General features: G+C 72.7%; 19 protein-coding genes and 1 pseudogene. 14 read left to right on the forward strand and 6 right to left on the reverse strand.

Translation table 11 applies throughout. The features are described from left to right. Window positions 1-19 precede the first annotated feature (19 nt). The gene (locus CLV40_RS08145; protein WP_245931162.1) at window positions 20-3364 is read left to right on the forward strand and encodes a glycosyltransferase family 2 protein; all 3345 of its coding nucleotides are present in this window, start codon (window positions 20-22) and stop codon (window positions 3362-3364) included. Here CLV40_RS08145 and CLV40_RS08150 read toward each other — a convergent pair. Continuing rightward, a complete protein-coding gene (locus tag CLV40_RS08150; protein ID WP_104478210.1) occupies window positions 3361-3819 on the reverse strand; it encodes a metallopeptidase family protein in 459 nt (152 codons plus the stop codon). The two genes, CLV40_RS08145 and CLV40_RS08150, sit on opposite strands and share 4 nt — an antisense overlap. A gap of 108 nt (window positions 3820-3927) precedes the next feature. Between CLV40_RS08150 and CLV40_RS08155 the strand changes: the two genes are divergently transcribed. The 6 genes from CLV40_RS08155 (at window position 3928) to CLV40_RS08180 (ending at window position 9860) form a co-directional block, all read left to right on the forward strand. Then, window positions 3928-4287, forward strand: coding sequence for a DUF3499 domain-containing protein (locus tag CLV40_RS08155; protein ID WP_181043372.1), 360 nt, complete (start codon window positions 3928-3930; stop codon window positions 4285-4287). A 213-nt stretch (window positions 4288-4500) separates the two neighbouring features. Then, the gene (locus CLV40_RS08160; RefSeq protein WP_104478211.1) at window positions 4501-5910 is read left to right on the forward strand and encodes a phosphomannomutase/phosphoglucomutase; all 1410 of its coding nucleotides are present in this window, start codon (window positions 4501-4503) and stop codon (window positions 5908-5910) included. A gap of 54 nt (window positions 5911-5964) precedes the next feature. Further along, a complete protein-coding gene (locus tag CLV40_RS08165) occupies window positions 5965-6171 on the forward strand; it encodes a Trm112 family protein (RefSeq protein WP_104478212.1) in 207 nt (68 codons plus the stop codon). Continuing rightward, a complete protein-coding gene (locus CLV40_RS08170; RefSeq protein WP_104478213.1) occupies window positions 6168-7262 on the forward strand; it encodes a hypothetical protein in 1095 nt (364 codons plus the stop codon). Before CLV40_RS08165 ends, CLV40_RS08170 begins: the two co-directional genes overlap by 4 nt. Window positions 7263-7544: 282 nt before the next feature. After that, window positions 7545-8774, forward strand: a complete 1230-nt coding sequence (gene manA / locus CLV40_RS08175) for a mannose-6-phosphate isomerase, class I (protein WP_104478214.1) — start codon at window positions 7545-7547, stop codon at window positions 8772-8774. Between the two features lie 162 nt (window positions 8775-8936). Further along, window positions 8937-9860: a cation diffusion facilitator family transporter gene (locus CLV40_RS08180; protein ID WP_104478215.1), complete on the forward strand. Its 924-nt coding sequence runs from the start codon at window positions 8937-8939 to the stop codon at window positions 9858-9860. Here CLV40_RS08180 and CLV40_RS08185 read toward each other — a convergent pair. The 4 genes from CLV40_RS08185 to CLV40_RS08200 form a co-directional block, all read right to left on the reverse strand. Beyond that, on the reverse strand, window positions 9833-10051 hold the full coding sequence (locus tag CLV40_RS08185) for a hypothetical protein (RefSeq protein WP_104478216.1): 219 nt from the start codon (window positions 10049-10051) through the stop codon (window positions 9833-9835). The genes CLV40_RS08180 and CLV40_RS08185 overlap by 28 nt on opposite strands. A gap of 42 nt (window positions 10052-10093) precedes the next feature. Beyond that, window positions 10094-11380 carry a glutamate mutase L gene (locus CLV40_RS08190; protein ID WP_104478217.1) on the reverse strand — a complete coding sequence of 429 codons (1287 nt, stop codon included), beginning with the start codon at window positions 11378-11380 and terminating at the stop codon, window positions 10094-10096. 37 nt (window positions 11381-11417) lie between these two features. Further along, complete coding sequence (locus CLV40_RS08195; protein ID WP_104478218.1) at window positions 11418-12926, reverse strand: amino acid permease; 1509 nt, start codon at window positions 12924-12926, stop codon at window positions 11418-11420. A 190-nt stretch (window positions 12927-13116) separates the two neighbouring features. After that, window positions 13117-15456, reverse strand: coding sequence for a hypothetical protein (locus CLV40_RS08200; protein WP_104478219.1), 2340 nt, complete (start codon window positions 15454-15456; stop codon window positions 13117-13119). Window positions 15457-15576: 120 nt separating this feature from the next. Here CLV40_RS08200 and ahcY point away from each other — a divergent pair. Then, window positions 15577-17066 (forward strand): annotated as a pseudogene (gene ahcY, locus CLV40_RS08205) (adenosylhomocysteinase). A 235-nt stretch (window positions 17067-17301) separates the two neighbouring features. Beyond that, on the forward strand, window positions 17302-17940 hold the full coding sequence (locus CLV40_RS08210; protein WP_104478220.1) for a dTMP kinase: 639 nt from the start codon (window positions 17302-17304) through the stop codon (window positions 17938-17940). An 8-nt stretch (window positions 17941-17948) separates the two neighbouring features. On the opposite strand, the gene CLV40_RS08215 is transcribed toward CLV40_RS08210, so the two are convergent. Then, the gene (locus CLV40_RS08215; RefSeq protein WP_104478221.1) at window positions 17949-18431 is read right to left on the reverse strand and encodes a VOC family protein; all 483 of its coding nucleotides are present in this window, start codon (window positions 18429-18431) and stop codon (window positions 17949-17951) included. A gap of 99 nt (window positions 18432-18530) precedes the next feature. Here CLV40_RS08215 and mtrA point away from each other — a divergent pair, with 99 nt between their 5' ends. The 5 genes from mtrA to hpf all read left to right on the forward strand — a co-directional run bounded on the left by mtrA (window position 18531) and on the right by hpf (window position 25681). Further along, on the forward strand, window positions 18531-19208 hold the full coding sequence (gene mtrA, locus CLV40_RS08220) for an MtrAB system response regulator MtrA (RefSeq protein ID WP_104478334.1): 678 nt from the start codon (window positions 18531-18533) through the stop codon (window positions 19206-19208). Between the two features lie 13 nt (window positions 19209-19221). After that, entirely contained in the window at window positions 19222-20886 is a 1665-nt protein-coding gene (gene mtrB / locus CLV40_RS08225) for an MtrAB system histidine kinase MtrB (RefSeq protein WP_104478222.1), read from the forward strand. Then, window positions 20883-22601 (forward strand): LpqB family beta-propeller domain-containing protein, encoded by a 1719-nt coding sequence (locus tag CLV40_RS08230; RefSeq protein WP_104478223.1) that lies wholly within the window; start codon window positions 20883-20885, stop codon window positions 22599-22601. The genes mtrB and CLV40_RS08230 overlap by 4 nt, the downstream gene beginning before the upstream one ends. Before the next feature lie 59 nt (window positions 22602-22660). Then, window positions 22661-23485, forward strand: a complete 825-nt coding sequence (locus CLV40_RS08235) for a ComF family protein (protein WP_104478224.1) — start codon at window positions 22661-22663, stop codon at window positions 23483-23485. 1443 nt (window positions 23486-24928) lie between these two features. Beyond that, window positions 24929-25681 carry a ribosome hibernation-promoting factor, HPF/YfiA family gene (gene hpf / locus CLV40_RS08240; protein WP_104478225.1) on the forward strand — a complete coding sequence of 251 codons (753 nt, stop codon included), beginning with the start codon at window positions 24929-24931 and terminating at the stop codon, window positions 25679-25681. The last annotated feature ends 530 nt before the right edge of the window (window positions 25682-26211 follow it).

The raw sequence follows: 26211 nt of genomic DNA on the forward strand, positions 1-26211 counted from the left end.
AGCGGAGGTGTGCTGGTCCGTGCCCGCTCGGTCGCGCCAGGCGCTGTCCCGTGGCGCACCGGTGTTGCGCACCGCGCCGGTGCTGGCCGTCCTGGTGTGCCACAACGGCGCCGAGTGGTTGCGGCAGGTGCTCTCGGCGCTGCGGCACTCCAGTCCGCGACCCCGGCACGTGCTCGCGGTCGACACGGGCTCGTCGGACGGGACGGCCGCGCTGCTCGCGGACGCCGCGCAGGGCGCGGACCGCGTGGTGGACGGCGTGCTCACCCTCGACAGCGCCACCGGCTACGCCGCCGCCGTGCACGCGGCGGTCGACCACGCCGTCGAGCGCTGGGGTGACCCGGGCGGCTGGATCTGGTTGCTGCACGACGATTCCGCGCCGGACCCGGACTGCCTGGGCACGTTGCTGCTGGCCGCCGAGGTGTCGCCGTCGGCGGGCGTGCTCGGCCCGCTCGTCGTCGACTGGTACGACCCGCGCCTGGTCGTGGCCGCCGGACTGTCCACCGACGCCTCGGGGCACCACCGCACCGGCGTCGGACCGTCCGAACCGGATTGGGGCAGGCTCGGCCGCGGCCAGGACGGGCAGGCCTACCAGCAGAGCACGGAAGTCCTCGCGGTGCCGTCCGCCGGTCTGCTGGTGCGCCGTGCGGTGTGGGACCGGCTCGGCGGCTTCGACCGCGCGTTCGGCGTGCTGCGCGAGGACGTCGACTTCGGCTGGCGCGCCAACCGCGCCGGGCACGTCGTCCTCTGTGTCCCGTCGGCCCGCCTCCGGCACGTCCGCGCGCTCGCCACGGGCCGCAGGGCGATCGCCGCCGACACCGGCCGCCTCGGCACGCGAACCCGCGCGGTGGACCGGGGGCACGGCCTCCGCGCGTACCTGGTCAACTGCGCCGCGGTGTCGTTCCTGCTCGGTGTGCCGCGCCTCACGCTGCTGTGCCTGTTGCGCGCCCTGGGCTTCGCCCTGCTGCGCCGCCTGCCGGACGCCCGCGCGGAACTGCGCGCGCTGGGCTACCTGCTCGCGGGCGGCGCGCGGCTGCGATCCGCCAGGGCGGCGCGGAAAGCGATCGGGACGAGCAGTGTGCGCGGCCTGTTCACCAGTCGGCCGACCCGGTTCCGCGCCGCGGTCCGCGCCGGGATTTCCACCTTGGTGCGCAGGCGAGTCCAAGCGGACGCGGCACTGGGCAGGCTCCCGAGCGACTACGACCCGGCCGCGGTGTGGTTACCGCCGGAGGCCGCGCCGCGCCCGCCGCTGAAGCCGGACTTATTGCCCGAGGGGGTCCAAGGCAGGCCGCGCCGCACCGGGTTGCGGCGCCCGGCACCGGCCATGGCGGTCGCGCTGCCGACCGATCTCCCGACGGGATCGCGGCCGAGCCCGGCACCGCGACCGTCACCGGTCCGGCGGGACGGTTCCACGCCGGAACCGGAACTGCTGCTGGTGCGGGTGGACCGGACCCGGGTGCTGCGCGCGTTGGCGCTGTCGCCGCCGTTGCTGCTGTTGGTCGGGTTGTCCGTCCTGGCGGTTGTCGTCAACTCCGGTCGGTGGGGGATCGACCTGGCGGGCGGGCGGTTGTTGCCCGTGCCGGACCTGGGGCAGGTCTGGTCGGACTACGTGGCCACCTGGCACGGGGTCGCGGGCGGAACGGCCGCGCCCGCCCCCACCGCGCTGGCCGTGCTGGGGGTTCTGGGGACGGTCGCCGCGCCATGGGGCGGGCCCGCCGCCGTGGTCGCTTTCCTTTTCCTGGCAGACCTTCCGCTCGCGGGACTGAGCGCGTACCTGGCCACCCGCCGCGCCCCGGTCCACCGCTGGGTGCGCGCACTCCTCGCCGTCGGCTACGCGCTCCTGCCCCCGGCGACGGCCGCGGTGTCGCAGGGGCGGCTGGACGCTGTCGTCGTCCACATCCTGTTGCCGCTGGTGACCTCCGGTGTGACTTCCCTTCTGGTGCGCGGTCGCACGGGCGACCACACCTGGCTCGCCACCACCGCCGGGACCGCGATCGGGTTGGCGGTCACGGGGGCCTTCGCGCCGCTGGCCCACCTGACGCTGGTCGTCCTGGCGCTGGTCGGGTTCGTCCTGGTGCCCGGCGCCGGGACGCGGCGCGGGGCGGGGCTGTTCCTGCTGGTCCTGATGCCGCTGGCGCTGTTGCTGCCGTGGCCCGCGGTCGTCATCCAGCACCCGGGTGTGGTGCTGCAGGGCGTCGGCGCGCCGCTGCCGACCCCCGCGCCGTCGGTGCTCGACCTGGTGGGCCTGCACGCGGGTGGACCCGGTGCCTGGCCGTGGATCGGGGCCGTCGTGGTGCTGGCCCCGCTGGTCGGTCTCGCGCTGCGGCCGGGCCGGGACGCGTTGCCGGGCTTGGGTTTGGCGGCGCTGGGGGTCGCGGGCGTCGCGTTGACCGGTGCGGTGTCGGCGATGCCGCTGGCCGGGGGCGCGCAGGTGCGGGCCTGGGCCGGGGTGCCGCTGCTGATCGTCGGGTGGGGGCTGCTGTGGGCGCTGCTCGGTGTCGTGCGCACGGGCGGCGCTCGGGTCGTCGTCCCGGTGCACGCCTTGGTGGGGGCCGGGCTCGTGGCCATCGCGGTGCTCGCCGTCGGCGCGGTCGGCGCGGGTCGGTCGGGGCCGCTGGAGACCGGCGGCGGTCCCCGGTTGGTGTCGACCGTGGCGGCGGAGCTGAGGTCGACGGGTCGGTCGGTGCTCGTGGTCGGCGACTCGGTGCGCCAGGTCGTGGGCCGGATGCCCCGGTTCGGGGACGACGACCTGGCGCCGACGCCGTCCGCGTCGACCCGACTGGGCCTGCTCGTCGGGGATCTGCTGGCGGCGGAGGAGAACCGGGTCCAGGCGGCGGTTTCCCGGGCGGCGGTGATCGGCGTCCTGTACCTGGTGCTGCCGGACGCCGAGACGGGGGAGGCGTTTCGGCGGAGGGCGGGTGGCACGGTCGAACCGGCCCCGGCCGTGTCGGACGGGCGGCCCGTGTTCCGGATCTTGGTGCCCTCCGGTGCGGTCTACCTGACCTCACCGGACGTGGCCCGGCAGGCGCTGACCGGCGGACGGCTGCCCGCGGGCGCGGACGGCGTCGTGCCGGTGGACGCCCGACCGCCCGGCGTCGCCGTCCGGGTCTCGGACGGCGCGGAAGGCCGCTTGCTGGTCCTGACCGCCGAAGAGGAACCCGGCTGGCAGGCGACGGTCGACGGCAGGCCGGTGCCGGTGGTGCGGGTGTGGGGCTCGGCGGTGGCGGTCAACCTGCCCACCCGGGCGGCCGAGGTCCGCGTCGAACAACCCGGCGGCCCGCGCGGCGCCCTGCTGCTGGTTCAGGCGGCACTCGCGCTGTTCATCCTGCTCACCGCGATCCCGGCGCGCCCCGAGCGGCCGGACTAGGCCTCGCCGTCGATCACCCCGGGGTCCAGGCCCAGGTAGGTGGCCACCTGCTCCACCAGCACGTCGTGCACCAGGTCCGCCAGGTCCACGCTGTCCTTGGCCCGCGCCTCCAGCGGCCGCCGGTACAGCACGATCCGCGCCCGGGTCGGTTGTCCCCGTTTGTCGACCCCCGCGCGCACCAGCCGGGCCAGCGGCACCCCGCTGTCGGCCAGCACGCCGTCCGGCGCGTCCGGGGTGACCTCCGGCACGTCGTCCACCGCGACGTCGAGCTTGGTCAACTCCGTGCGCCACCGCGCCTCGATCGGCTCCAGCGCGTCGAGGACCAAGGCGTCGAACTTCTCCGCTCTGGTGCTGGCCGCGGGCAGCGTCGACGGGTAGAGGGGGCCGCGCAGACCGCGGCCGTGTCGGTCGCGGTTGCGTCTGCCGCGCCGCCGGGAACTGCGTGCCGTCACCACCCTGAGCAGGGTACGCGGGTGGGTGAGGTGGGCCGGTTGGGCGTGTCGGGGGCGTGTCGTGGGGCACTTGGGGCGCAGGACGCCGGAAAGGCGCTATGGTCACCGATCGTGCGGAGCGTGCGGCGGTGTTCGCGAACCGGGTGTATCAACCCGGCCGTCGCCACGCTGACTTACGCCTACGCCGAGTCCACCGCCGTCGTCGGGCCGCTGGCCACCTACTCCGAACCGCACAGCTACGACCTGTGCGAGGAGCACGCGCTGCGGCTCACCGTGCCGCGCGGCTGGGAAGTGGTCCGCCACGACGGCGCGTTCGCCCTCCCCGAGCCCAGCGTCGACGACCTGACCGCGCTGGCCGAGGCCGTGCGCGAGGCCGGTCGGGTGGACCGGCCGGTCGAGCAACCCGAGCCGGGCACCCAGTCGGGCAGGCGCGGCCACCTGCGGGTCCTCCCGGACCCCGTCACCGACTGAACCGCGGCGCGCGATCCGGACACCGGTCCGCCGACCCGCCACCGCCCCGGTCCACCACCGGCCCCGGTAGGCGGTGGCACGCGGCCGAATCCCGCCGGTCCCCGGTCCCGGGGCGGACTGACCATCGGCGCGGGCGGACCGCCGGTAGGCTCCTGCACGAGGAAACGCGGGTGGCCGGGAGGCGGTCACCGCCCCGACCCCTGGGAGTCCCCCGTGCGCGACCTGTCCGGTGTCTTCAAGGCGTACGACATCCGCGGCGTGGTGGGTGAGCAGATCGACGCAGACCTCGTGCGGGCCATCGGCGCCGCCTTCGCCCGACTGGTCGGCGGCACCGCCGTGGTCGTCGGGTACGACATGCGCGACTCCTCCCCGGGCCTGGCCGACGCCTTCGCCGACGGCGTCACCGACGAGGGCCTCGACGTGGTCAGCATCGGCCTGGCCAGCACCGACATGCTCTACTTCGCCTCCGGCAGCCTCGACCTGCCCGGCGCGATGTTCACCGCGAGCCACAACCCGGCCAAGTACAACGGCATCAAGCTCTGCCGCGCGGGCGCCGCCCCGGTCGGCCAGGACTCCGGCCTCACCGAGATCCAGGGCGACGTCGAGCGGACCCTCGGCGCCGGTCCGGAGGCGCTGGCGGGCGCGGGCGGCAGCACCAACAACCGCGACATGGTCCGCTCCGCGGAGCGCGCCAAGGGCACCGTGGAGACCCGCGACCTGCTCGCCGACTACGCCGCGCACCTGCGCAAGCTGGTCGACCTGTCCGCGATCCGACCGCTCAAGCTGGTCGTCGACGCGGGCAACGGCATGGGCGGGCACACCGTGCCGACGGTCTTCGAGGGGCTCCCGCTGGAGGTCGTGCCGCTGTTCTTCGAGCTCGACGGCAGCTTCCCCAACCACGAGGCCAACCCGCTGGACCCGAAGAACATCGTCGACCTGCAGGCCAAGGTGCGCGAGGTCGGCGCGGACGCGGGCCTGGCCTTCGACGGCGACGCCGACCGCTGCTTCGTGGTCGACGAGCACGGCGACCCGGTCTCGCCCAGCGCCATCACCGCCCTGGTCGCGGTGCGCGAGCTGGCCAAGGAGCCGGGCGGCACGGTGATCCACAACCTGATCACCTCGCACGCCGTGCCGGAGATCGTCGCCGAGCACGGCGGCCAGCCGGTGCGCACCCGCGTCGGGCACTCGTTCATCAAGCAGGAGATGGCCCGCACCGGCGCGATCTTCGGCGGCGAGCACTCCGCGCACTACTACTTCCGCGACTTCTGGCGCGCCGACACCGGCATGCTGGCCGCGCTGCACGTGCTCGCCGCGCTCGGCGGCCAGCCGGGCCCGCTGTCCGAGCTGACCCGCGAGTACAACCGCTACGCCGCCTCCGGTGAGATCAACTCCACGGTCGCCGACCAGGCCGGTCGGCTCGCCGCGATCAAGGCCGAGTTCGGCGCCCGCGACGGCGTGGTGCTCGACGAGCTCGACGGCTTGACCGTCCAGCTGCCCGACGGCGGCTGGTTCAACCTGCGCGCGTCGAACACCGAGCCGCTGCTGCGGCTCAACATCGAGGCCGCCGACGACGCCGCCGTCGCGGCCATCCGCGACGAGGTGCTGGCGATCGTCCGGGCCTGAGCTGCGATTTCCCGTACCCGCCTGGGACACTGGACACCAACGAGGAGGACCACCATGGCAGTCACACTGGACGCGCGGTTGCTGGACATCCTCGCGTGCCCGTCCGACGACCACGCGCCGCTGGCCGTCGGCACGCCCGACGACCCCGAGGCCGACGTGCTGACGTGCACCGAGTGCGGCAGGCAGTACCCGGTGAGCGACGGCATCCCGGTGCTGCTGCTCGACGAGGCCGTCGAGCCATCGGGCCAGGGCGAGGGGTGACCACCGTGCCGGACGACAGCCTGCTCGACGACCCCGCCCGGCTCGGCGCGGCCGACCAGGAGGGGCTGCTGCGCGCGGGCGCCATGGCCGGTGCCCAGGTCCGGGCCACCGCCGAGGCGGCCCGCGACGCGGGCCTGGACCGGCTGGCCGGGCAGCGGCCCCGGGCCATCGTGCTGATCACCCGGCCCGGGCTCGGGCCCGCGGTGTCCCGGCTGCTCGCCGAGCTGCTGCTGCCGTCGTGCCCGGTGCCGCTGGTGGTCACCGACGTGGTGCCGCCGTGGGTGGGCGCGCTGGACGTGGTCATCGCGCACACCGACGAACCCGGCGACGTCGTCCTCGCCGAGGGGGTGGACCGCGCGGGCCGCTTCGGCGCGGGCGTGGTGCTGACCGCGCCCGCCGAGGGCCCGGTCGCGGCCGCCGCCGCGGGCAAGGCCGTGCTGATCGCGCCCCGGATCGCGGTGCGCCCCGGCTTCGGCTTCGCCAAGGCCTACACCGCGGGCCTGCTCGCCCTCGACACCCTCGGGCTGCTGCGGCTCGACAGCGAACTGCTGGCCGACGAGCTCGACCGCGAGGCCGAGCGCAGCCACCCGCAGCACGAGTCGTTCGTCAACCCGGCCAAGACCCTGGCGCTGCGGCTGGCCGACCACGCGCCGCTGCTGTGGGGCCTGGACCACGTGGCCACCGCCGTCGGCAGGCACGCCGTGCAGGTGCTGGGCACGCACACCGACCTGGTCTGCGACGTGGTCGGCTACCCGCAGGCCAGCAGCCGCATCGCGCTGCACCGCGCCGCCGTGAAGGCCACCGCGGGCCGCGACATCTTCGCCGACCCCGACGACTTCGACGGCCCGGCCGCCCTGCCACCGCGGGTGCTGCTGCTGGCCGTGCGCGCGCAACCGGGCGACCCGGTGCGCAGACAGGCGACCGAGACGCTGCCGGGCGCGGACGTGCTCGCCCCGGCCGAGGAGATCACCGCCGACGAGCCCACCTGCGCCGGGGTGCTGGCGCTGCGGTTCGAGCTCGCCGCCCTCTACCTGGGACTGGCCGCGGGCACCACGGGCGGCACCGGGCGGTACGCACCCGCGACCGCCTGAGCGGGCCGGGCCCGCGGGAACCGGGGGCCACGAGCGCACCGTGGACCCACCGGGTGTCGACGCCGAAACCGGGCAACCGACAATCCTCCCGGTGATGGACCGTCCCACCGAGACCGGAACAGGGTGAACCGACGAACCGTGGTCAGACCGACCACGGCCCAACGACGAGGCGGACGTGGCGTGGACGCGGCAGGCACCGCGACCCGGCGCCGCGCGCCGCAGTGCGACGACTCGACGACCGCGGCGGGCGGGCGGCGGGTCGCAAGAGGGAGTGAAGAGCCAGTGGAGCTGCTGCGCAACGCGGTGCGGCCGTACGCGTGGGGATCGCGGACGACCATCGCCGAGATGCTCGGCCGACCGGTCCCCGCACCGCACCCTGAGGCGGAGCTGTGGATGGGCGCGCACCCGGGCGACCCGTCGTACCTGGTGGGCCGCGACGGTGCCGAGCGGTCGCTGCTCGCGGGCATCGAGGCCGACCCGACCGGCCAGCTCGGCGACGCCACCGCGTCCCGCTGGGGCAACCGGTTGCCGTTCCTGCTGAAGATCCTCGCCGCCGAGGAACCGCTGAGCATGCAGGCGCACCCGTCCGCGGTGCAGGCGGCCGAGGGCTACGCCGCCGAGGAGGCCGCGGGCATCGCGCGCGACGCGGTGAACCGCAACTACCCGGACCCCACGGCCAAGCCCGAGCTGCTGTGCGCGCTCACCGAGTTCCACGCGCTCGCCGGCTTCCGCGACCCGCACCGGACCATCGCGCTGCTGGAGCAGCTGCGCACCCCGGGCCTGTCCGCGCACATCGACCTGCTGGTCGGCCAGCCCAACTCCGATGGCCTGCGGGCGCTGTTCACCACCTGGATCACGCTGCCGCAGATCGCGCTGGAGCGGCTGGTGCCGGACCTGCTGGAGGCCTGCGTCGCGCACCTCAAGGCCCGCGGCGAGTTCGCCCAGGAGTGCCGCACGGTGCTGGAGCTGGCCGAGAACTACCCGGGCGACGCCGGGGTGCTGGCCGCGCTGCTGCTCAACCGGCTGGTGCTCGCGCCCGGCGAGGCGATCTACCTGCCCGCGGGCAACCTGCACGCCTACCTGCGCGGGACCGGTGTGGAGATCCTGGCCAACTCGGACAACATCCTGCGCTGCGGGCTCACCCCGAAGCACGTCGACGTCCCGGAACTGCTGCGGGTGCTGGACTTCGGCTGCGGCGACATGCCGGTGTCCACAGGCGAGCAGGCGGGTCGGCTGCGCACGTACCGCACGGACGCCCCCGAGTTCGAACTGTCCCGGGTGGAGTGGTCGGCGGGCGAGACCGACGAGGTGGTGCTGCCGTCGCGGAGACCGGCGATCCTGGTGTGCACCGGGGGCGAGGTGGCGGTGGGCGATCTCGTCGTGCCGCGGGGCCGGTCGGTGTGGGTGTCCGCGAGTGACGGGGACCTGGCGGTGCGGTCGACGGGCGGTGATCGGGCTCAGGTATTTGTGGCAACCGTCGGTGCTGAAGCGCCCGAGCATGACACGCTCTGACACTTTCTCCCGTCATCCACCCCCTCATCCCCACCCGGCACCGTCCCGACTTGGTAGGGCGGCTGCCGCCGAGTAGCCGCGATCGTGAGGACGGGCTCAACCACGAGCCACGCACCTATAGGCTCACCCCGACATATCGGGCCGTCAGCAGGGAGCAGCACAGTGTCCGCAGGAGGCAGCACGAGGGCCATCCTCGCCGCGTTGGGCGCCAACGCGGGCATCGCGGTCGCGAAGTTCGTCGGCTTCCTGGTCACGGGCTCGTCGTCGATGCTCGCGGAGTCGGTGCACTCGGTGGCCGACACGTCCAACCAGGGCCTGCTGCTGCTCGGGCAGAAGACCTCCCAGCGCAAGGCGAACAAGGACCACCCCTTCGGCTACGGCCGCGACCGGTACTTCTACTCCTTCGTGGTGGCGCTGCTGCTGTTCACCCTCGGTTCGGTGTTCGCGCTGTACGAGGGCATCCACAAGGTCGCCGAACCGGAGAAGCTGTCGTCCCCGCTGGTCGCGGTGGTCATCCTGGTGGTCGCGGTCGCGCTGGAGAGCTACTCGTTCTACACCGCCATCAAGGAATCCCGCGCCATCAAGGGCGACGTGTCGTGGTGGGGCTTCATCCGCCAGTCGCGCACCCCGGAGCTGCCGGTCGTGCTGCTGGAGGACGCGGGCGCCCTGCTCGGCCTGGTGCTGGCCCTGCTCGGCGTCGGCCTCACGGTGATCACCGGCGACCCGGTGTTCGACGGCATCGGCACGCTGTCCATCGGCATCCTGCTCGGCGTCATCGCGATCATCCTGATCATCGAGATGAAGTCCCTGCTCATCGGCGAGGGCGCCACCCCGGACGAGCTGGCCAAGATCGAGGACGAGCTGGCCACCGGCAAGGTCGAGCGGATCATCCACCTGCGCACCCAGTACCTGGGCCCGGAGGAGCTGCTGGTCGCGGCCAAGATCGCGCTGCGCCCCGGGCTGCCCATGGAGGACGTCGCCCGGGCCATCGACGACGCCGAGGCCCGGGTCCGCAAGGCGGTCCCCTCGGCCCGGCTGATCTACCTGGAGCCCGACCTCTACCGGACCACCGTCCGCACGCCGTAGTAGATCGTGCCGCAGTGGGCATACAGGTCGAACGGGCGCCCGGGCGGCGGTGCGGTGGCGCTACCGCCGGTCACGACCCGCACGACACTGCTGACCGTGCTGGTGACGGGTGGTACCGGTGCGGCGTCGATCGTCGACGTGCCGCATCCGGTCGCCAGCAGACCCACGGCCAGGACTAGGCGCTTGCGCATGCGGTCCCCCTGTTCTCCACCAGGGTGACGTGGTGGGCAGCGCTATCCGCTGCACCCCGCGAGCGAACCCAGCAGGCGGGTGGCCGCCTCGGTGTGGCCCGCCTGGGTGAGCAGGCCCGCCGGGGCCAGGACGTAGTCGCGGTCGACCGCCACGCGGGCGTGCCGCAGCACCGGGCGCAGGACGGGGTCCGCGCGCAGGGTCTCCTCGACCGCGGTCAGCGCCTCGGGGGTCGCGTGCCGGAAGACGCCGCCGGACAGGACCAGGAGGGTGGCGCCGCGGGGGCCCAGGTTGCCGTCGATGCCGCGCAGGTGGCGGCGGACGGCCAGGACCGCGGCCAGCGCGGCGAGCCGGGTGTCCACGGACGACTCCTCCGGGGTGGACGGCACGAACCCGACCGCCGCCGCGCGCGCTTCCGCCGCCGCGGCGAGGGAGGTGTCGTCCGCGAGCAGGTGTTCGGCGACCGCCTCCGCGACGATGCCCGGGGCCGACCAGCGCATGCCGATGTCGCCCTCCACCGACCGCCGGTCCGGGGGCAGCGCGACGACCGCGCCGGTGGACTCCACAGTGGACACCGCCGAGTACACGTCCGTGGTCGCGCCGCCCACGTCGACGACCAGCACCGCGCCCTCGGTCTCGGCCGACGCGCACGCGAGCCGGGACACCCCCGCCAGCACCGCGTCCGGGGTGACCGTGCGGACCATGGCGCGGAAGCGGGGGCCGCGCGAGAGGCCCTTGCCGCCGATCACGTGCCGCAGGAACACCTCGCGGATCGCCCGGCGGGCCGGGTCGGGAGCCAGGTCGCCCACGTCCGGCAGCACGTTGTCGGTGGCCACGACCGTGCACCCGGCCAGGGCCGCGGCGGCCCGCGCACGCGCCGCCGCGTTGCCCGCCAGCACGATCGGCACCCGGACGCGGTTCGCGGCCAGCTTGCGCGCGTTGTGCAGCAGCACCCGCTCGTCGCCGCCGTCGGTGCCGCCGACCAGCAGCACCACGTCCGGCCGCGCGGCCCGCAGCGCCCGCACGTTGCTCAGCTCGCCAGCCGACACGTGCACGACCTTGGCCCCCGCCGACAGCGCCACCCGGTACCCGGCTTCGGCGCTGACCAGCCGCTCCTGGCCCACCACCGCCAACCGCAGGCCACCGCCCGCCGACGAACACGCCAGCACTTCGACACGGCCCAGCCCGAGCGCGGTCAGCACGGCCCCGACGCCGTCGAGCACCTCGGGCGGGGTGGTGGCGTGCTGCGCGGTACCGAGCAGGCGACCGTCGTCGGCGACGGCCGCGCCCTTCGTCCACGTCGAACCGATGTCCAGGCAGAGGAAGGGCACGGCCGCCGATCCTACGAGTCCGGCGGGTTCGCCGTGCCTACGGCTCGCGCGCGGCCACGGGCTCCGGCTCGATCGCCTCGCCGCGCTCCCGCTTGCCCATCAGCGAGTGCCGCTTGCTGTAGGCGAAGTACAGGACCACGCCGATGACCATCCACACGATGAACCGCAGCCAGGTCAGCACCGTCAGGTTCAGCATCAGCCACAGGCAGGCCAGGATCGCCAGGACCGGGATCACCGGCACCCACGGCACGCGGAACGCGCGCTTGAGGTCCGGGCGCGTGCGGCGCAGCACGATCACCCCGGCGGAGACCAGCACGAAGGCGAACAGCGTGCCGACGTTGACCATCTCCTCCAGCTTGTCCGCCTCGAAGAAGGTCGCCGCGATCGCGACCAGCACGGACACCGCGATGGTGGCCCGCGCCGGGGTGCCCCGGCGGCTGGTCCGCGCGAGCTTGCGCGGCAGCAGGCCGTCGCGGGACATGGCGAAGGTGATCCGGACCTGGCCGAGCATCATCACCATGACGACCGTGGTCAGGCCCGCGAGCGCGCCGACCGAGATGATCTGCGCCGCCCAGTCGACCCCGTTCACCGAGAACGCCGTGGCCAGCGTCTTCTTGCTGGAGCTGCCGTCCGGCTTCACGGTGGTGGCCAGCTGCTGGTACGACACCATGCCGACGAGCACCAGCGACACCGCGACGTAGAGCACGGTCACGATCGACAGCGAGCCGAAGATGCCGCGCGGCACCGACCGCTGCGGGTTCTTGGTCTCCTCCGCGGTGGTGGCCACGATGTCGAAGCCGATGAACGCGAAGAACACCAGCGAGGCACCCGCGAGCAGGCCGAACACGCCGAACGAGCTGCCGTCCCCACCGGCGAGCAGGGAGAACAGCGACTGCTCGATACCGCTGTGGCCCGCACCCCCGGGCTGCGACGGCGGCACGAACGGGGTGTAGTTGGCGGCCTTGACGTAGAAGAGGCCGAGGACGATCACGAAGATCACCACGAGCACCTTGATGCCGGTGATGACCATGCTGACCCGCGAGGACAGCTTGGTCCCGATGGTCAGCAGCGTGGCGAGGGTGACCACCAGCAGCAGCGCGCCCCAGTCGACGCTGAGCCCGCCGAGGTGCAGGACCGTCGCGGTGACCTGCGACGAGTCGAAGTCGAACACGTACCCCAGCACGGTGTTCAGGTAGACCGACCAGCCCTTGGAGACCGCCGCCGCGCCGACCGCGAGCTCCAGGATCAGGTCCCAGCCGATGATCCACGCGACGAACTCGCCGAAAGTGGCGTAGGAGAAGGTGTACGCGCTGCCCGCGACGGGCACCGTGGACGCGAACTCGGCGTAGCAGAGGGCGGCCAGCGCGCAGGCGACGGCGGCGATGACGAACGAGATGGACACCGACGGGCCCGCGAGGTCACCGGCCGTGCGCGCGGTCAGGGTGAAGATGCCCGCCCCGATGACGACCGCGACGCCGAAGACGATGAGGTCCCAGGTCGACAGGTTGCGCCGCAGCCGGGTGCTCGGGTCGTCGGTGTCGGCCATCGATTGCTCGACGGATTTCGTTCTGAAGATGCCTGTGCGTCGCCGTTCCTCGGTCTCCGACACGAACGGCCCCTCTCCTTGTGGGTGAATCGGCCACGAGAGGTTAGCGTTTCGGGTGGGTCTCCGCCGGGCCAAAAGCGACCTTGTGGGTGCTTTGTGCCCGTTACCTTTTGCCTGTCCGGGCTCCGGGTCAGCTGTCGCGGGGCGGCCAGCGCAACGCCGACGGCGGTTCTTCCGGGTCCAACCCGGCGGCCATCGCGACCGCCCGGTCCCACTCCGGGTCGGCGGTGTAGTGGCCGTGGCCCAGCACGCCCGCCTGCCAGCGACGACCCGCGAACGGGCCGCGCATCGGGTCGGGCAGCCAGTGGTCGCCGCCGAGCACCAGCGCGCCGGTCGGGCTGGTGGCCGCGGCGGGCAGCGGGCCCACGGTGCCGTCGGCGCGGAAGCCGGTGCCGAGTAGTTGGCCGTCGCAGACCTGCCGGTCCCAGGTGGTCACCGCGCCGCCGAGCGGATCCGTCCCCCGACAGAGTGACCGCCATCTGGTGCCCAACCGCTGGGCCAGCTCCGCCAGCGACGCGTGCGGCACGGCGGCCGGGAACGCGCGCGGGTACGCCCATTGCAGCTGCGAGCCGACGGTCACCAGCCCGACCCGCCTGCGCTCCGGCTCGTTGAGCGACTCCATCAGCCGCGCCGCGGTCACCGCGACCAGCAGGCTGCCCTGGCTGTGCCCGGTCAGCACCACCCGGGTGTGCGGGTCCTTGAGGTGCTCGATGGCCCGCGCGGCCAGCTCGGGGGCGACCTTGAGCGCGTAGCTCGGCGGCACCGTCGGGTGCGCCTCGCGCGGCCAGAACGACGCCAGGTCGGCGATCACGCCCAGCCGCCTGCCCGCGTCGCGCTCCTGCGCCGCCGTGTACACCGCGCGCAGCAGCGACGCGACCAGCAGGCCCAGGGTGAGGATGCCGAGCGTGGACAGCGGCGCCATCCAGTCCGGCGGCTCGGTGCCGGTGATCCGCATGGTCACCGAGATGATCGTGCCCGCCGCCAACACCCCGGCCAGCGCCAGCGTCACCCGGTGCACGTTGCGCCGTTGCCAGCCCGCCACCCGCCAGGCCCGCAGCGCGCGCAGGCCGTCCTCGACCCGGCCCGCGTGCAGCAGACCCACCTCGCCGTACTTGGCGGGCACCAGCAGCATCCGGGCGCCGGAGACCACGGCGAGCGGCACCGCCACCGCGACCCCGATGACCGCGGCCGCGCCCCACAGCAGCGTCACCTGCTCGTAGCCGCGCGGCAGCGTGATCCACTCGGACCCGACCAGCTTGCGCAGCGAGATCGCCAGGCCCGCGCCGAGCCCGCCGCCGAGCAGCGCGCCGATGGCCAGCACCGGCGCGGCCATCCAGCCACCCGCCCACGGCCGCAGGTGCGGCGGCTGCCGCACCCAGGTCCGCCGGGCGATCAGCGCGGCCGGGATGAGGAACAGACCGAGGAGCAGCACCACCGCGACCAACCCGGCGGCGATCGCCTCGACCGTCGGCCCGGCCCCCGCCAGGTTCCGGGGGAACGGGTGGTTGACCGCGCCCGCGGTGATCGCCAGCGCGGCGCCGAGGACGAGCAGCGCGCCCCGGGGACCGCGGCGCAGCGCGGCGCGCAGCCACCGGCCGCCGCCGGTCGGTTCGGTGCCACGAGGGTCGTCGAGCAGCAGCACGCACAACGCGCAGAACCCGATCAGCGCCAGCGCGGCCAACCACAGCCACCACTGCACGGGGTCCGACGGCGGGGTGAACGGCCCGCCGAGCGGCAGCAGCGTGACGGTGCCGAGCGCGGTGGTCAGGTGCAGTGAGCGCAGCGCGGGCGTGTCCGGGTCGGACACCAGGTTGCGACCGGGCAGTTCGACCTTCAGGTTGGGCCGCGCGTCCGGCGGGTTCGGCGCGGCCGGTGTCTCCCAGGCGATCGAGGAGATCCGGTGCAGCACCAGGATCGCCAGCAGCACCGGCAGCACGCCGACGGTCTGCCGGAACGGCCACGCCGAGCGCAGGCTGTCCGGCACCCACGACAGGCACTCGGTGCCCGGCGCCAGGCACTGCGCGGCGAGCAGATCGATGCTCACGACCGCGGCCTGCGAGACCAGCAGCGCGGTCAGCAGGAGCGCGGCCAACCGCAGCAGCGCGCGGTTCACGGCGGCGAGCAGGCGCGCGCCGCGGTGCCCGCTGGGGGCGGGCGGCAGCATCCAGTGCGCCATGTTGGTAAGTGAAAATGGGAAAAGCAGGGCCCACGTGGCCTTGGCCACCCCGCCCGAGGTCATGGCCCCCCAGACGTACCCCTCGACCGTCCTGGGCACCGAACGGCCTTCCGCGCGCAGCACCGGACCGGGTGCCGGGCGCAGCAACCTGTCCGCGGGGCGCACGATCCGGCCGATGCCGTCACCCGCGACGTCGACCGCGGCCACCGAGGTGACCAGGTTCTCCGGGGTGGTGCCCATGATGCCGTGCACGCGCAGTTCGACCACGCGGGTTTCCGAGCCGGTAAACAGCACGTTCCTCCCTGGTCATCGAACGGCGGTGGGTCACTCTTTCTAGTCGTTTTCGACTTGCCCCGCGCCCGCGGCGGCGACGGTAGTGTTCATCAAGAACCCGAAGTCTGGAGGATGTTTCCGATGACCGCAGAAGACACGCGGAGCACGACCGGCGCGAGCTACGCCCAGACGCGCAACGGGATCGACTTCGCGGTGGCCGACCTGTCGCTGGCGGAGTTCGGTCGCAAGGAGATCCGGCTCGCCGAGCACGAGATGCCCGGCCTGATGGCGTTGCGCCGCGAGTACTCCGAGGTGTACCCGTTGCGGGGGCCCGGATCTCGGGGTCGCTGCACATGACCGTGCAGACTGCGGTGTTGATCGAGACGCTGGTCGCGCTCGGCGCCGAGGTGCGCTGGTGCTCCTGCAACATCTTCTCGACGCAGGACCACGCCGCCGCCGCGGTCGTCGTCGGCCCGCACGGCACCCCCGAGGAGCCCAAGGGCGTGCCGGTGTACGCGTGGAAGGGCGAGACCCTCCCCGAGTACTGGTGGGCCACCGAGAAGATGCTGACCTGGCCCGGCGGCGAGGGCCCGAACATGATCCTCGACGACGGCGGCGACGCGACGCTGCTGGTGCACAAGGGCGTCCAGTACGAGAAGGCCGGTGTCGTGCCCGACGCCGAGGACGACGCCCCCGAGGAGTGGGCGCTCATCCTGGAGACGCTGCGCGCGTCGCTGGCCGCCGACTCCGGCAAGTGGACCAAGGTGGCCGAGGGCCTGCGCGGCGTCACCGAGGAGACCACCACCGGCGTGCTGCGGCTCTACCAGCTCGCCGCCGCCGGTGAGCTGCTGTTCCCGGCGATCAACGTCAACGACTCGGTCACCAAGAGCAAGTTCGACAACCGCTACGGCATCCGGCACTCGCTGGTCGACGGCATCAACCGCGGCACCGACGTGCTGATCGCGGGCAAGGTCGCGGTGATCTGCGGCTACGGCGACGTGGGCAAGGGGTCGGCGGAGAGCCTGCGCGGGCAGGGCGCCCGGGTGGTCGTCACCGAGATCGACCCGATCTGCGCGCTGCAGGCGGCGATGGACGGCTACGAGGTCCGCACCCTCGACGAGGTCGTGGGCAAGGCCGACATCATCATCACCACGACCGGCAACAAGGACGTGGTGACCGCGGACCACATGGCCCGGATGAAGCACCAGACCATCCTGGGCAACGTCGGCCACTTCGACAACGAGCTCGACATCGCGGGCCTGACCCGGTACCCGGGCATCCGCCGGGTCAACATCAAGCCGCAGGTCGACGAGTGGGTCTTCCCCGACGGGCACACGATCATCGTGCTCAGCGAGGGTCGGCTGCTGAACCTGGGCAACGCCACCGGCCACCCCAGCTTCGTGATGTCCAGCAGCTTCTCCAACCAGGTCATCGCGCAGGTCGAGCTGTTCACCAAGCACCAGGAGTACGACCGCGAGGTCTACCGGCTGCCGAAGAAGCTCGACGAGAAGGTCGCCCGGATCCACCTGGAGGCGCTGGGCGGCAGCCTCACCAAGCTGACCAAGGAGCAGGCCGAGTACATCGACGTCGACGTCGAGGGTCCGTTCAAGTCGGAGCACTACCGCTACTGATCGGTAGGCGAGTTTCCGGGCCCCGGCACGCAACCCGCGTGCCGGGGCCCGCGTCTTTGTCCCCGAAAGGTGTAACGAAGCGACCCGGTCGAGCGATCTTGTGTAGTTCTGGCCTGCGCAGGGGGCATGCCAGAACCGGAGGAGCCGCCCCGGGGGGTGGATGGCGCCGTGGACGGCACGCACCGGGTGGGGAGCCCGGGCGCGCCGTCCACGGCCGTCGGTAGTCTGCGACCCCGTGGGACGACTGATCGTCATCGAGGGTCTGGACGGCGCGGGCAAGCGCACCTTGGCGGACAAGCTCACGGCGGCGTTCGCCGAGCAGGGCGCGTTGGTGGGCACGCGGGCCTTCCCGCGCTACGGGAAGTCGGTCACCGCGGACCTGGTCCACGACGGCCTCCACGGCCGCCTCGGCGGCTTGGGGGAGTCGGTCTACGGCATGGCGGTCCTGTACGCGTTGGACCGTCAGGGGGCCCTCGCGGACCTGCGCGCCGACCTGTCCACCCACGACGTAGTCCTCTTGGACCGCTACGTGGCCTCCAACGCCGCCTACGGCGCCGCCCGTCTCCACGAGGGCGCCGACGGGGATTTCGTCCGGTGGGTGCGGTCGATCGAGATCGACCGTTTCGCCCTACCGGTCCCGCACGCCCAACTCCTCCTCCGGGTCTCGGCCACCCTCGCGGCGGAACGTGCCACCCACCGCGAGCGGACGGATGCCCGTGAGCGTGACAAGTGGGAGTCGGACACACCGCTCCAGGTCCGCGTCGGTGATGTCTACGACGGCCTGGCCGCCAAGTCGTGGCTGTCCCCTTGGCACGTAGTGGACGGCGCGTCTGTCCTGGATCCGACGGCCCTAACCGCCACTCTCTTGGCCTGATCGAGAGGCTAGAGCGCCCCCACCAGCTCCGTGCCCCACTTCGCGATCTCGGTGTCGATGTCCAGCGGCCGGGGGGCGCCCTGCGCCTCCATCTCCGCCGTCACCCGGTCCCGCGGCACGAACCAGGACACCTCGAACTCCACCCCGTCCGGGTCCTTCGCGTACAGCGACTTCGACACCCCGTGGTCCGACGCGCCCACCAGCGACCCCGCCGCGACCAACACCCGCTTGAACTCCGCCAGCTCCGCCAGTGTCTGCACCGACCACGCCAAGTGGTACAGCCCCACCGCGCCCTGCTGGGGCCCGGACGCGTCCAGTCCTACCTGGAACAACCCCAGGTCGTGATCGTTGTCCGAGTCGGCCGCGCGCAGGAAAGCCGCCCCCGGGAAGCCCGTGACCAGCTGAAATCCGAGGACATCCCGGTAGAACGCCACGCTGCGCTCCACGTCGCGCACGTAGAGGACGGCGTGGTTGAGCCTGCGGATGCCCATGGGTGCTCCTGTCCGAGTAGTTCAAGGTTCAACATACTCGATCGCGGGACACGGCGGGGGGTGGCGCCTACCGGGTGTGAACAGTGCGACTATGTGTTCATGAAGGCACGAGTGCTGGTGGTTGACGACGACCCGGCCCTCGCCGAGATGCTCACGATCGTGCTGCGCGGCGAGGGTTTCGACACGGCCGTGGTGGCCGACGGTTCTCGGGCGCTGCCCGCGCTCCGCGAACTCAAACCGGACCTCGTGCTGCTCGACCTGATGCTGCCCGGGATGAACGGCATCGACGTGTGCAAGGCGATCCGCGGCGAGTCCGGTGTGCCGATCGTGATGCTCACCGCCAAGAGCGACACCGTCGACATCGTCCTGGGCCTGGAGTCCGGTGCGGACGACTACGTGGTCAAGCCGTTCAAGCCCAAGGAGCTGGTGGCCCGGGTGCGGGCGCGGCTGCGGCGCACCGAGTCCGAGCCCGCGGAGACGCTGGCCATCGGCGACCTGACCATCGACGTCCCCGGCCACGAGGTCACCCGCGACGGCAAGGCCATCCAGCTCACCCCGCTGGAGTTCGACCTGCTGGTCGCCCTGGCCCGCAAACCGCGCCAGGTGTTCACCCGCGAGGTGCTGCTCGAACAGGTCTGGGGCTATCGGCACGCCGCCGACACCCGCCTGGTCAACGTGCACGTCCAGCGGCTGCGGTCCAAGGTCGAGCGCGATCCCGAGCACCCGGAGGTCGTGCTGACCGTGCGAGGTGTCGGCTACAAGGCGGGCCCTCCGTGAGCCGGACCGGACGGTGACCGGATTCCTGCGCCGGGTGGTCGGCGCGCTGCGCGGGCTGCTGGCCGCGGGCAGGCACCGCACCGGCGCGTTCAGCGAGCTGTGGCGCTCGTCGCTGCAGCTGCGCGTCGCGGTCAGCACGCTGGCCCTCGGCTCCGCGGTGACCTTCGTGCTCGGCATGGTCGTGCAGAACCAGATCACCGAGCGGCTGCTGGGCACCAAGGAGTCTGCCGCCATCGCCCAGACCCGGGCCGCGGTGCAGCTGGCCGAGACCGAGCTGGTCGGGATCAGCAACTCGTACCGCATCGAGGACCGGCTCAGCAGCGCCATCAACAAGCTGACCAGCTCGTCGCCGGGCGCGGGCGCGGGCTCGGCGGGCGCGTTCGAGCCGGTGCTGGTCAACGACGACGCCCGCAGGTCGCGCGAGGACGTGGAGGCCGCGGGGCCGTACGACAAGGTCCCGCAGTCGCTGCGCGACTTCGTGCTGAGCACCCCGAACCGCACCGTCTCGCAGATCTACACCGTCGACCGCGGCGGTGAGCGGATCACGTACCTGATGGTCGGCGCCCCGGTCACCACCACGAACCCGGCCGTGCAGCTCTACATGCTCTACCCGCTCTCCGCCGAGCAGCGGACCGTCGACGTCGTGCAGAGCACCATCCTGGTCGGCGGGCTCGTGCTGCTGCTGCTCCTGGCGGGGATCACGAACCTCGTCACCCGCCAGGTCGTGCTGCCCGTGCGCCGCGCCGCCCGCGCGGCCGCCCGGTTCGCCGACGGCGAGCTGGACGAGCGGATGGTCGTCGCGGGTGAGGACGACGTGGCGCAGCTGGCGCAGTCCTACAACGAGATGGCCGAGAGCATCGCCAACCAGATCCGCCAGCTGGAGGACTTCGGCCAGCTCCAGCGCCGGTTCACCTCCGACGTCTCGCACGAGCTGCGCACGCCGCTGACCACCGTCCGGATGGCCGCCGACGTGCTGCACGCGTCCCGCGCCCAGTTCCCCGCGGGCCTCGCCCGCTCCACGGAACTCCTGGTCGACGAACTCGACCGGTTCGAGTCCCTGCTCGGCGACCTGCTGGAGATCTCCCGGCTGGACGCGGGCGTGGAGGACCTGGTCGCCGAGTACGCCGACCTGCGGGCGATCGCCCGGCGCGCGGTGGAGTCGGTGCGGGTCATCGCCCGCAACGCGGGCTCGGAGATCATCCTCGACCTGCCGGAGGACGAGGTCACCGCCGAGGTCGAGTCGCGGCGCATCGAGCGCATCCTGCGCAACCTGCTGGCCAACGCCATCGACCACGGCGAGGGCAGGCCGGTGGAGCTGCGGATGGTCATGGGGCCCGAAGCCGTCGCGGTGACGGTCCGCGACCACGGCGTCGGCCTGCGCACCGGCGAGGCCGACCTGGTGTTCAACCGGTTCTGGCGCGCCGACCCCTCGCGCAACCGGCACACCGGCGGCACCGGTCTCGGCTTGGCGATCAGCCTCGAGGACGCCCGGCTGCACGGCGGTGGCCTCGACGCGTGGGGCGAACCGGGCGACGGCGCCTGCTTCCGCCTCACCCTGCCGCGCGAGCAGGGCATCGAGTACGGCGAGAGCCCGCTGCCGCTGCCCCCCGCCGACGTCCGCCCGATCACCCAGGTCGCACAGCTCCCGCTGTCGGTCACCGAGGAGGTGTACCCGTGAAGCGGTGCCTGGTCCTGCTGCTCGCCCTGCTCAGCCTGGCGAGCTGCGCGAACATCCCCGACCGCACCCCGCCCCGGGTCGTCCTCGACGCGACCGCGCAGCGGCCGCGCCAGATCGGCAAGCCGCCGCCGGGGCTCGACCCGTACACGCTCGTCCAGCAGTTCGTGCGCAACGCGGGCTACACCGACGTGGCCAGCACGTACCTCACCGAGGAGGCGGCGCAGCACTGGGGCAACACGGTCACGCCGACGATCATCGAGGACGAGTTCAAGACGATCCCGCAGTCGGTGCAGGAGAACGGCAGCGGCGGCAACCGCACCGTGGTCGTGTTCACCGGCACCCAGGTCGGCACGCTGTCGGGGGACAAGTCGTTCTCGCCGGGGGTGCAGCCGCTGGAGTACAGCGTGACGCTCACCCGCGACCAGGACAACCAGTGGCGCATCTCCGACCCGCCCCCGGCCCGGCTGATCACCGAGTCCGACTTCGAGAGCAGCTACCGGCGGGTCAGCCTGGAGTTCTTCGACCCGGACCTGCGCGTCCTGGTGCCGGACCTGCGGTACGTGGAGATCGAGCCGCGGCAGAACATCTACGGGCAGGTCGTCGCGTTGCTGCTCGCGGGGCCGTCGGACTCGCTCAAGGGCGCGGTGCGCAGCCAGCTCGACGGACTCGCGCTGAGCACCAACGTGGTGCAGGAACCGGACGGCGCCATCTTGGTCAACCTGGCCAAGGTGGAGAACAAGCAACTCGAGGACAGACAGCGAATAGCCGCGCAACTGGTGTACTCGCTGCGCGAGGTCACTACGAGCCCGCTGCGGCTGCGTAGCCAGGGCGCCCCTCTTGTGCCGGACAAAGCGGACTGGACCGTCGGGGACGTGGGTAGCTACGACGCGCTGACCACGCTGAAGTCGGACCTGCTGGGCATGGTCGTGGTCAACGGCAAGCTGCTGTCCCTGCGCGACGGCAACCCGGCGGAGGGACCGGCGGGGGACGGCGCGTACGACATCATCAGCGCCGCCCAGTCCCTCGACGGCGGCCAGCTCGCGGTCGTGGCCCGGACCCCCACGGGGCCCCGGCTGCGCGTGGGGAAGGCCAACGGCGAACTGCCCGAGGTCGACCTGGCGCGGGCGACCACGCTCACCCGGCCGACCTGGCGGTTCGCGGGCTCGAACGAGGCCGTGCCGACCGAGGTGTGGACGGTGCAGGACGGCAACCTGGTGGTGCGGGTGGGGCGCACGTCCGAGGGCAAGTGGGAGGACTACCCGGTCGAGGCGTCCGAACTGACCCGCAACGGCCCGATCACCCAGCTCCGCCTCTCCCGCGACGGCGCCCGGGTGGCGGCGGTGGTCAACGGCAGCGTGGTGATCGCGTCGGTCGTCCGCGCCAACGAGGCGGTGACGCTGAGCGCACCGCGGACGCTGCAAGGTGGGGTCGTCAAGGACGTCGTGAGCATCGACTGGCTCGACCGGCTCACGGTCATCGTGGCGACCGGGCAGTCGGTGCGGCCCGTGGTGAGCATCCCGATCGACGGGCTGCGGTACAACCCGTACAACAACACCAACCTGTCGCCCCCGGTCACCGCCATCACGGCGGCCCCGAGCCGGGCCGTGCTGGTGACCGACCGGCTGCAGATGTGGTCGACGCAGCAGCCGGGCAAGGTCTGGCAGCGGCACCAGTTCGGCCAGCCGCCGGGGTCGGTACCGTTCTACCCCGGCTGAGTCAACCCCCTGTGGACAACTTTTCGCGGAGCTCCCCGATTTCCGCCACAGTGGTCCACATGAACCCGCGAACCGCACTCGACCTGCTGCTGCCCCGCTACTGCGCGGGCTGCGCCCACCCCGCGACCGACTGGTGCCCGGCCTGCGGGGAGACCCTGGCGGGCCTGCACGAGGTCCACCGGACCGCCACCCGCGCCGGCCCCAGGGTCTTCGCCCTGGCCCCCTACGCGGGTCCGGTCCGCCGGGCGATCCTCGCGTACAAGGAGAAGGCCCGGGTGCGCCTCGCCGTCCCTTTGGGACAGGCGCTGGCCCGCGCCGTCCCCCGCTTGGCCGCGCGCCTGCTGTCCACGCGCCCCGCGGCCACCCCACCCGCTCCGTCCACACGCGACCCCTCATTCGCGGCCGACCCCTCGCCCCGGGCTGCCACCTCACCCTGGGGCGCCCCCTCACCCATGCCCGTCATCGCATCCGGGGTGCCCGATCACCCCGATCCGAACCCACCAACCCCGAACCAGGCGCTCTGGCTGATCCCAGCCCCGTCCCGAGACGCCACCGCCCGACGCCGCGGCGGCCACCACATGCTGCGGGTGGCCGACGAGGTCAGCCGGGCCCTGGGGGAGCGCGGCATCCAGGCAAGGGTCACCCCCGCCCTACGACTCGGCTGGCGCGCCGGGGACTCCGTCGGCCTGTCCCCCGAGGCCCGCGCGCACAACCTGGAGTCCCACCTGTCGGTGGACCCAACCCTGACCCCGCCACCGGGCGCCCCCATCCTCGTACTCGACGACGTGGTGACGACCGGTTCCACGGCCGCCGCCTGCGGTCGAGCCTTAGCCGGGGTCGACCGACCGGTCCTCGCCGTACTCGCCTGCGCCGCCACCGTCTGACCCCGAGCAGCGCCCCACGCGGTGGTCCCTTGGCGCACGGTGGTTTGGCAGCCCAGCCCCCAGGCGAGGCAGTCAGGTGGCATCTCGCCATCACGAGTCATGCGGGCGACGTAGCCGGCGTGTTTGACCGGCAAGGACGTCTGGTTGGTCCTTGTCGGTTGGGGCGTGGGCTTCTGCCGACGCACTGCTGCCTCGCCTGTTCCGGCCTCGACGACAGCGACCCACCTTCCACGGCGCTGGCCTGTGGGTAGGGACCGGGCACAGCGACAGGCACTCCCTGTGCGCCGCGACCCGTTGTCCGCGACCAGGCACGTTCTCCCGGTTGCGGGGCCGCCGGTGGAACCACACGGCTCCTGGACCACGGCCCGCGATCCGGATAGGTGCGGCAACCATCGTGCTCGACTGCCCCTTGCTGACATCCCCACGACTATGGAAGGTGGTCGTCCGGGCGTGCCGCTGCCCAACCTCGAGGCCGGCTCGTGGCGGGTCTCTGTCCCGCTCGTGCTGGGACAACACGCGTTCGCGTGCCGGGCACGTCCAAGCGGCGTGGGATCAAGTGCCGCTACGCCGGTTGACTTCTGCCGTTCGTGGGGACACTCCCGTTGTGCTTACTACTTGGGGGCGCCGGTCCTCGACACCGTCGCGTCCGATGGCGGATCCGGTCTCGGTTCCCCGCCGGGTTGTACCTCTTCTGGTACTTGACGACGTGGTGGCCGCGGAATCAACCGCCGCAGCCCGGCGGTCAGGTGTCAGCCGAGGCAGACCGGTGGTGCTCTTCGGCCACTCCCGAGGAAGGGGACGGCTCCTGGTGGATCCGACCCTGGTCGGCGCTGGGTCGGCGTCGTGGCCCGCGGTGGGGCGGCAACCGGGGGTACCGGCCGGTACTCGCTGTGCGCGGTCGCGTTGCGACTGGTTGATCCCAGATACCGGAATGCCCGGATACCTCCGAAAGAGTGAACGGGTTCCGGGAACCCTGGGCCGTTCGGGTCCGTTGGCTGGATATGCGGGCGAACGCGGAACAGGTCCAGAGCCTCTTGGCTCAGCCGTGGACGCCGGTCGCCGGATCGCGACGCACCGCTGCTCGTCCGGTCGGATTGCGCCGTCGGGATGAACCGCGACGCGGACGATCGGGCGCGCCGTACCGGGCATGGCCCTGCGTGACCGCTGGGTTGTCGCTCGGTGTCACTCTGGGTCGCGAACGGATGTCGCCCGCCCCGGGGGCTGTTGTTCGAACCGAACCCGGGCTAGCGTTCTGCGCTATCACCGTTCCCGGTTGGCAGGGAGGAGGCGAGGAGCCCATGACCCTGGTGCCGGTGGAGCGCTGACCCGGCGGGGAATCCCCCGAGGTCACGTCCTGTCCTGGACTTGGAATCCAGACCAGCCCGGCGCCGAGGCTTCACATGTTGCGGAACCAGTACTCGCCGACAGCGAGGGAGGTCGTGTATGGACATCGTGGTTAAGGGCCGAAACGTGGAGGTTCCGGAGCACTACCGGATTCACGTCGAGGAGAAGCTGAGCCGTCTGGAGCGCTACGACCGCAAGGTCATCCGCTTCGACGTCGAGCTCTTCCATGAGCCCAACCGCAGGCAGTCGAAGAACTGCCAGCGGGTCGAGATCACCGGCATGGGCAAGGGTCCGGCGGTGCGCGCCGAGGCGTGCGCGGGCGACTTCTACGCCGCGCTGGACCTGGCGGTGACCAAGCTGGAGAACCGGCTGCGCAGGGTGCACGACCGCAGGCGCGTGCACCACGGACGCCGGACCCCGGCCTCGGTCGGCCAAGCGATATCCGCCGCGGCGGGCGGCGACCGCCGCACCGCGCTGACCACCGTGCTCGAAGCCCCCGACGCCGCCGACCTCGCCCACGACGGCGAGCTCAACGGCAGCAGCAGACTCCGCAACGGCAACGGGCACAACGGAAACCAGTACAACGGAAGCGAACTCGACGGCGACTTCGGCAGCGTGCGGCTGCCCGAGCAGCGGTGGGAGGAGGCCGAAGGGGACAGTGACAGCGACCTCCCGGGCCGTGTGGTGCGCCAGAAGGAGCACCCGGCCAAACCCATGACCGTCGACCAGGCCCTCTACGAGATGGAGCTCGTGGGCCACGACTTCTACCTGTTCGCCGACGCCGACACCGGCATCCCCAGCGTCGTCTACCGCCGCCGGGCCTTCGACTACGGCGTCATCAAACTCGTCTGACCGTCACCCGACCAACCCTTCCCCGGGCCCGCCCCCACGGCACCCGGGCACCAACCGACGACCAGCCCCGGAGGCCCAACGCCTCCGGGGCATCGTCCTGCCCGCCTGAGCCCCACGCACCTCGCGCGGCTCCGCTTCCCGCCTCCACTGCGTGATAGCCGAGCCGCCGCGCGTGTCATCTATGCCTACTGTCGGGGCATTGGTCTTGCCTGGCCTCGCCAGGTCGTCCGGCCCATCTCGCCCTGAGCCCGCGCGCCTCGCGCGGCTTCGCCTCCCATCCCCATTGCGGGCGGCCGCTGCCCCTGCCCCGCTACGCCCGAGTCACTGGCGCGAGCGACCACGCTGGGGGACCGGTGCTCGACGGTCGACGAAGGACGCGCCCGGCTCCGCGCAAGCGGTGGGCGCCACCTGGGAGCCCTGGTGGTCCGCGAGTGGTGGGCGCGGTGGTAGGCAGCGGGCGGGCGGAGGTGGAGCTGTCCGGGTCTGAACCACAGACGTCGAGTCGGCGACCGTCGCCCGATCGGGGGGAT

Source organism: Actinokineospora auranticolor, assembly GCF_002934265.1.
In the GTDB taxonomy this organism is placed as follows: Bacteria; Actinomycetota; Actinomycetes; order Mycobacteriales; family Pseudonocardiaceae; genus Actinokineospora; species Actinokineospora auranticolor.

Excerpts from the sequence above, each read along its gene's own strand:
- CLV40_RS08165 (WP_104478212.1), top strand. The coding sequence starts at position 5,965 with ATGGCAGTCACACTGGACGCGCGGTTGCTGGACATCCTCGCGTGCCCG.
- CLV40_RS08185 (WP_104478216.1), bottom strand. The coding sequence starts at position 10,051 with ATGCGCAAGCGCCTAGTCCTGGCCGTGGGTCTGCTGGCGACCGGATGC.
- CLV40_RS08195 (WP_104478218.1), bottom strand. The coding sequence starts at position 12,926 with ATGGCCGACACCGACGACCCGAGCACCCGGCTGCGGCGCAACCTGTCG.
- CLV40_RS08215 (WP_104478221.1), bottom strand. The coding sequence starts at position 18,431 with ATGGGCATCCGCAGGCTCAACCACGCCGTCCTCTACGTGCGCGACGTG.
- mtrA (WP_104478334.1), top strand. The coding sequence starts at position 18,531 with ATGAAGGCACGAGTGCTGGTGGTTGACGACGACCCGGCCCTCGCCGAG.
- CLV40_RS08235 (WP_104478224.1), top strand. The coding sequence starts at position 22,661 with ATGAACCCGCGAACCGCACTCGACCTGCTGCTGCCCCGCTACTGCGCG.
- hpf (WP_104478225.1), top strand. The coding sequence starts at position 24,929 with ATGGACATCGTGGTTAAGGGCCGAAACGTGGAGGTTCCGGAGCACTAC.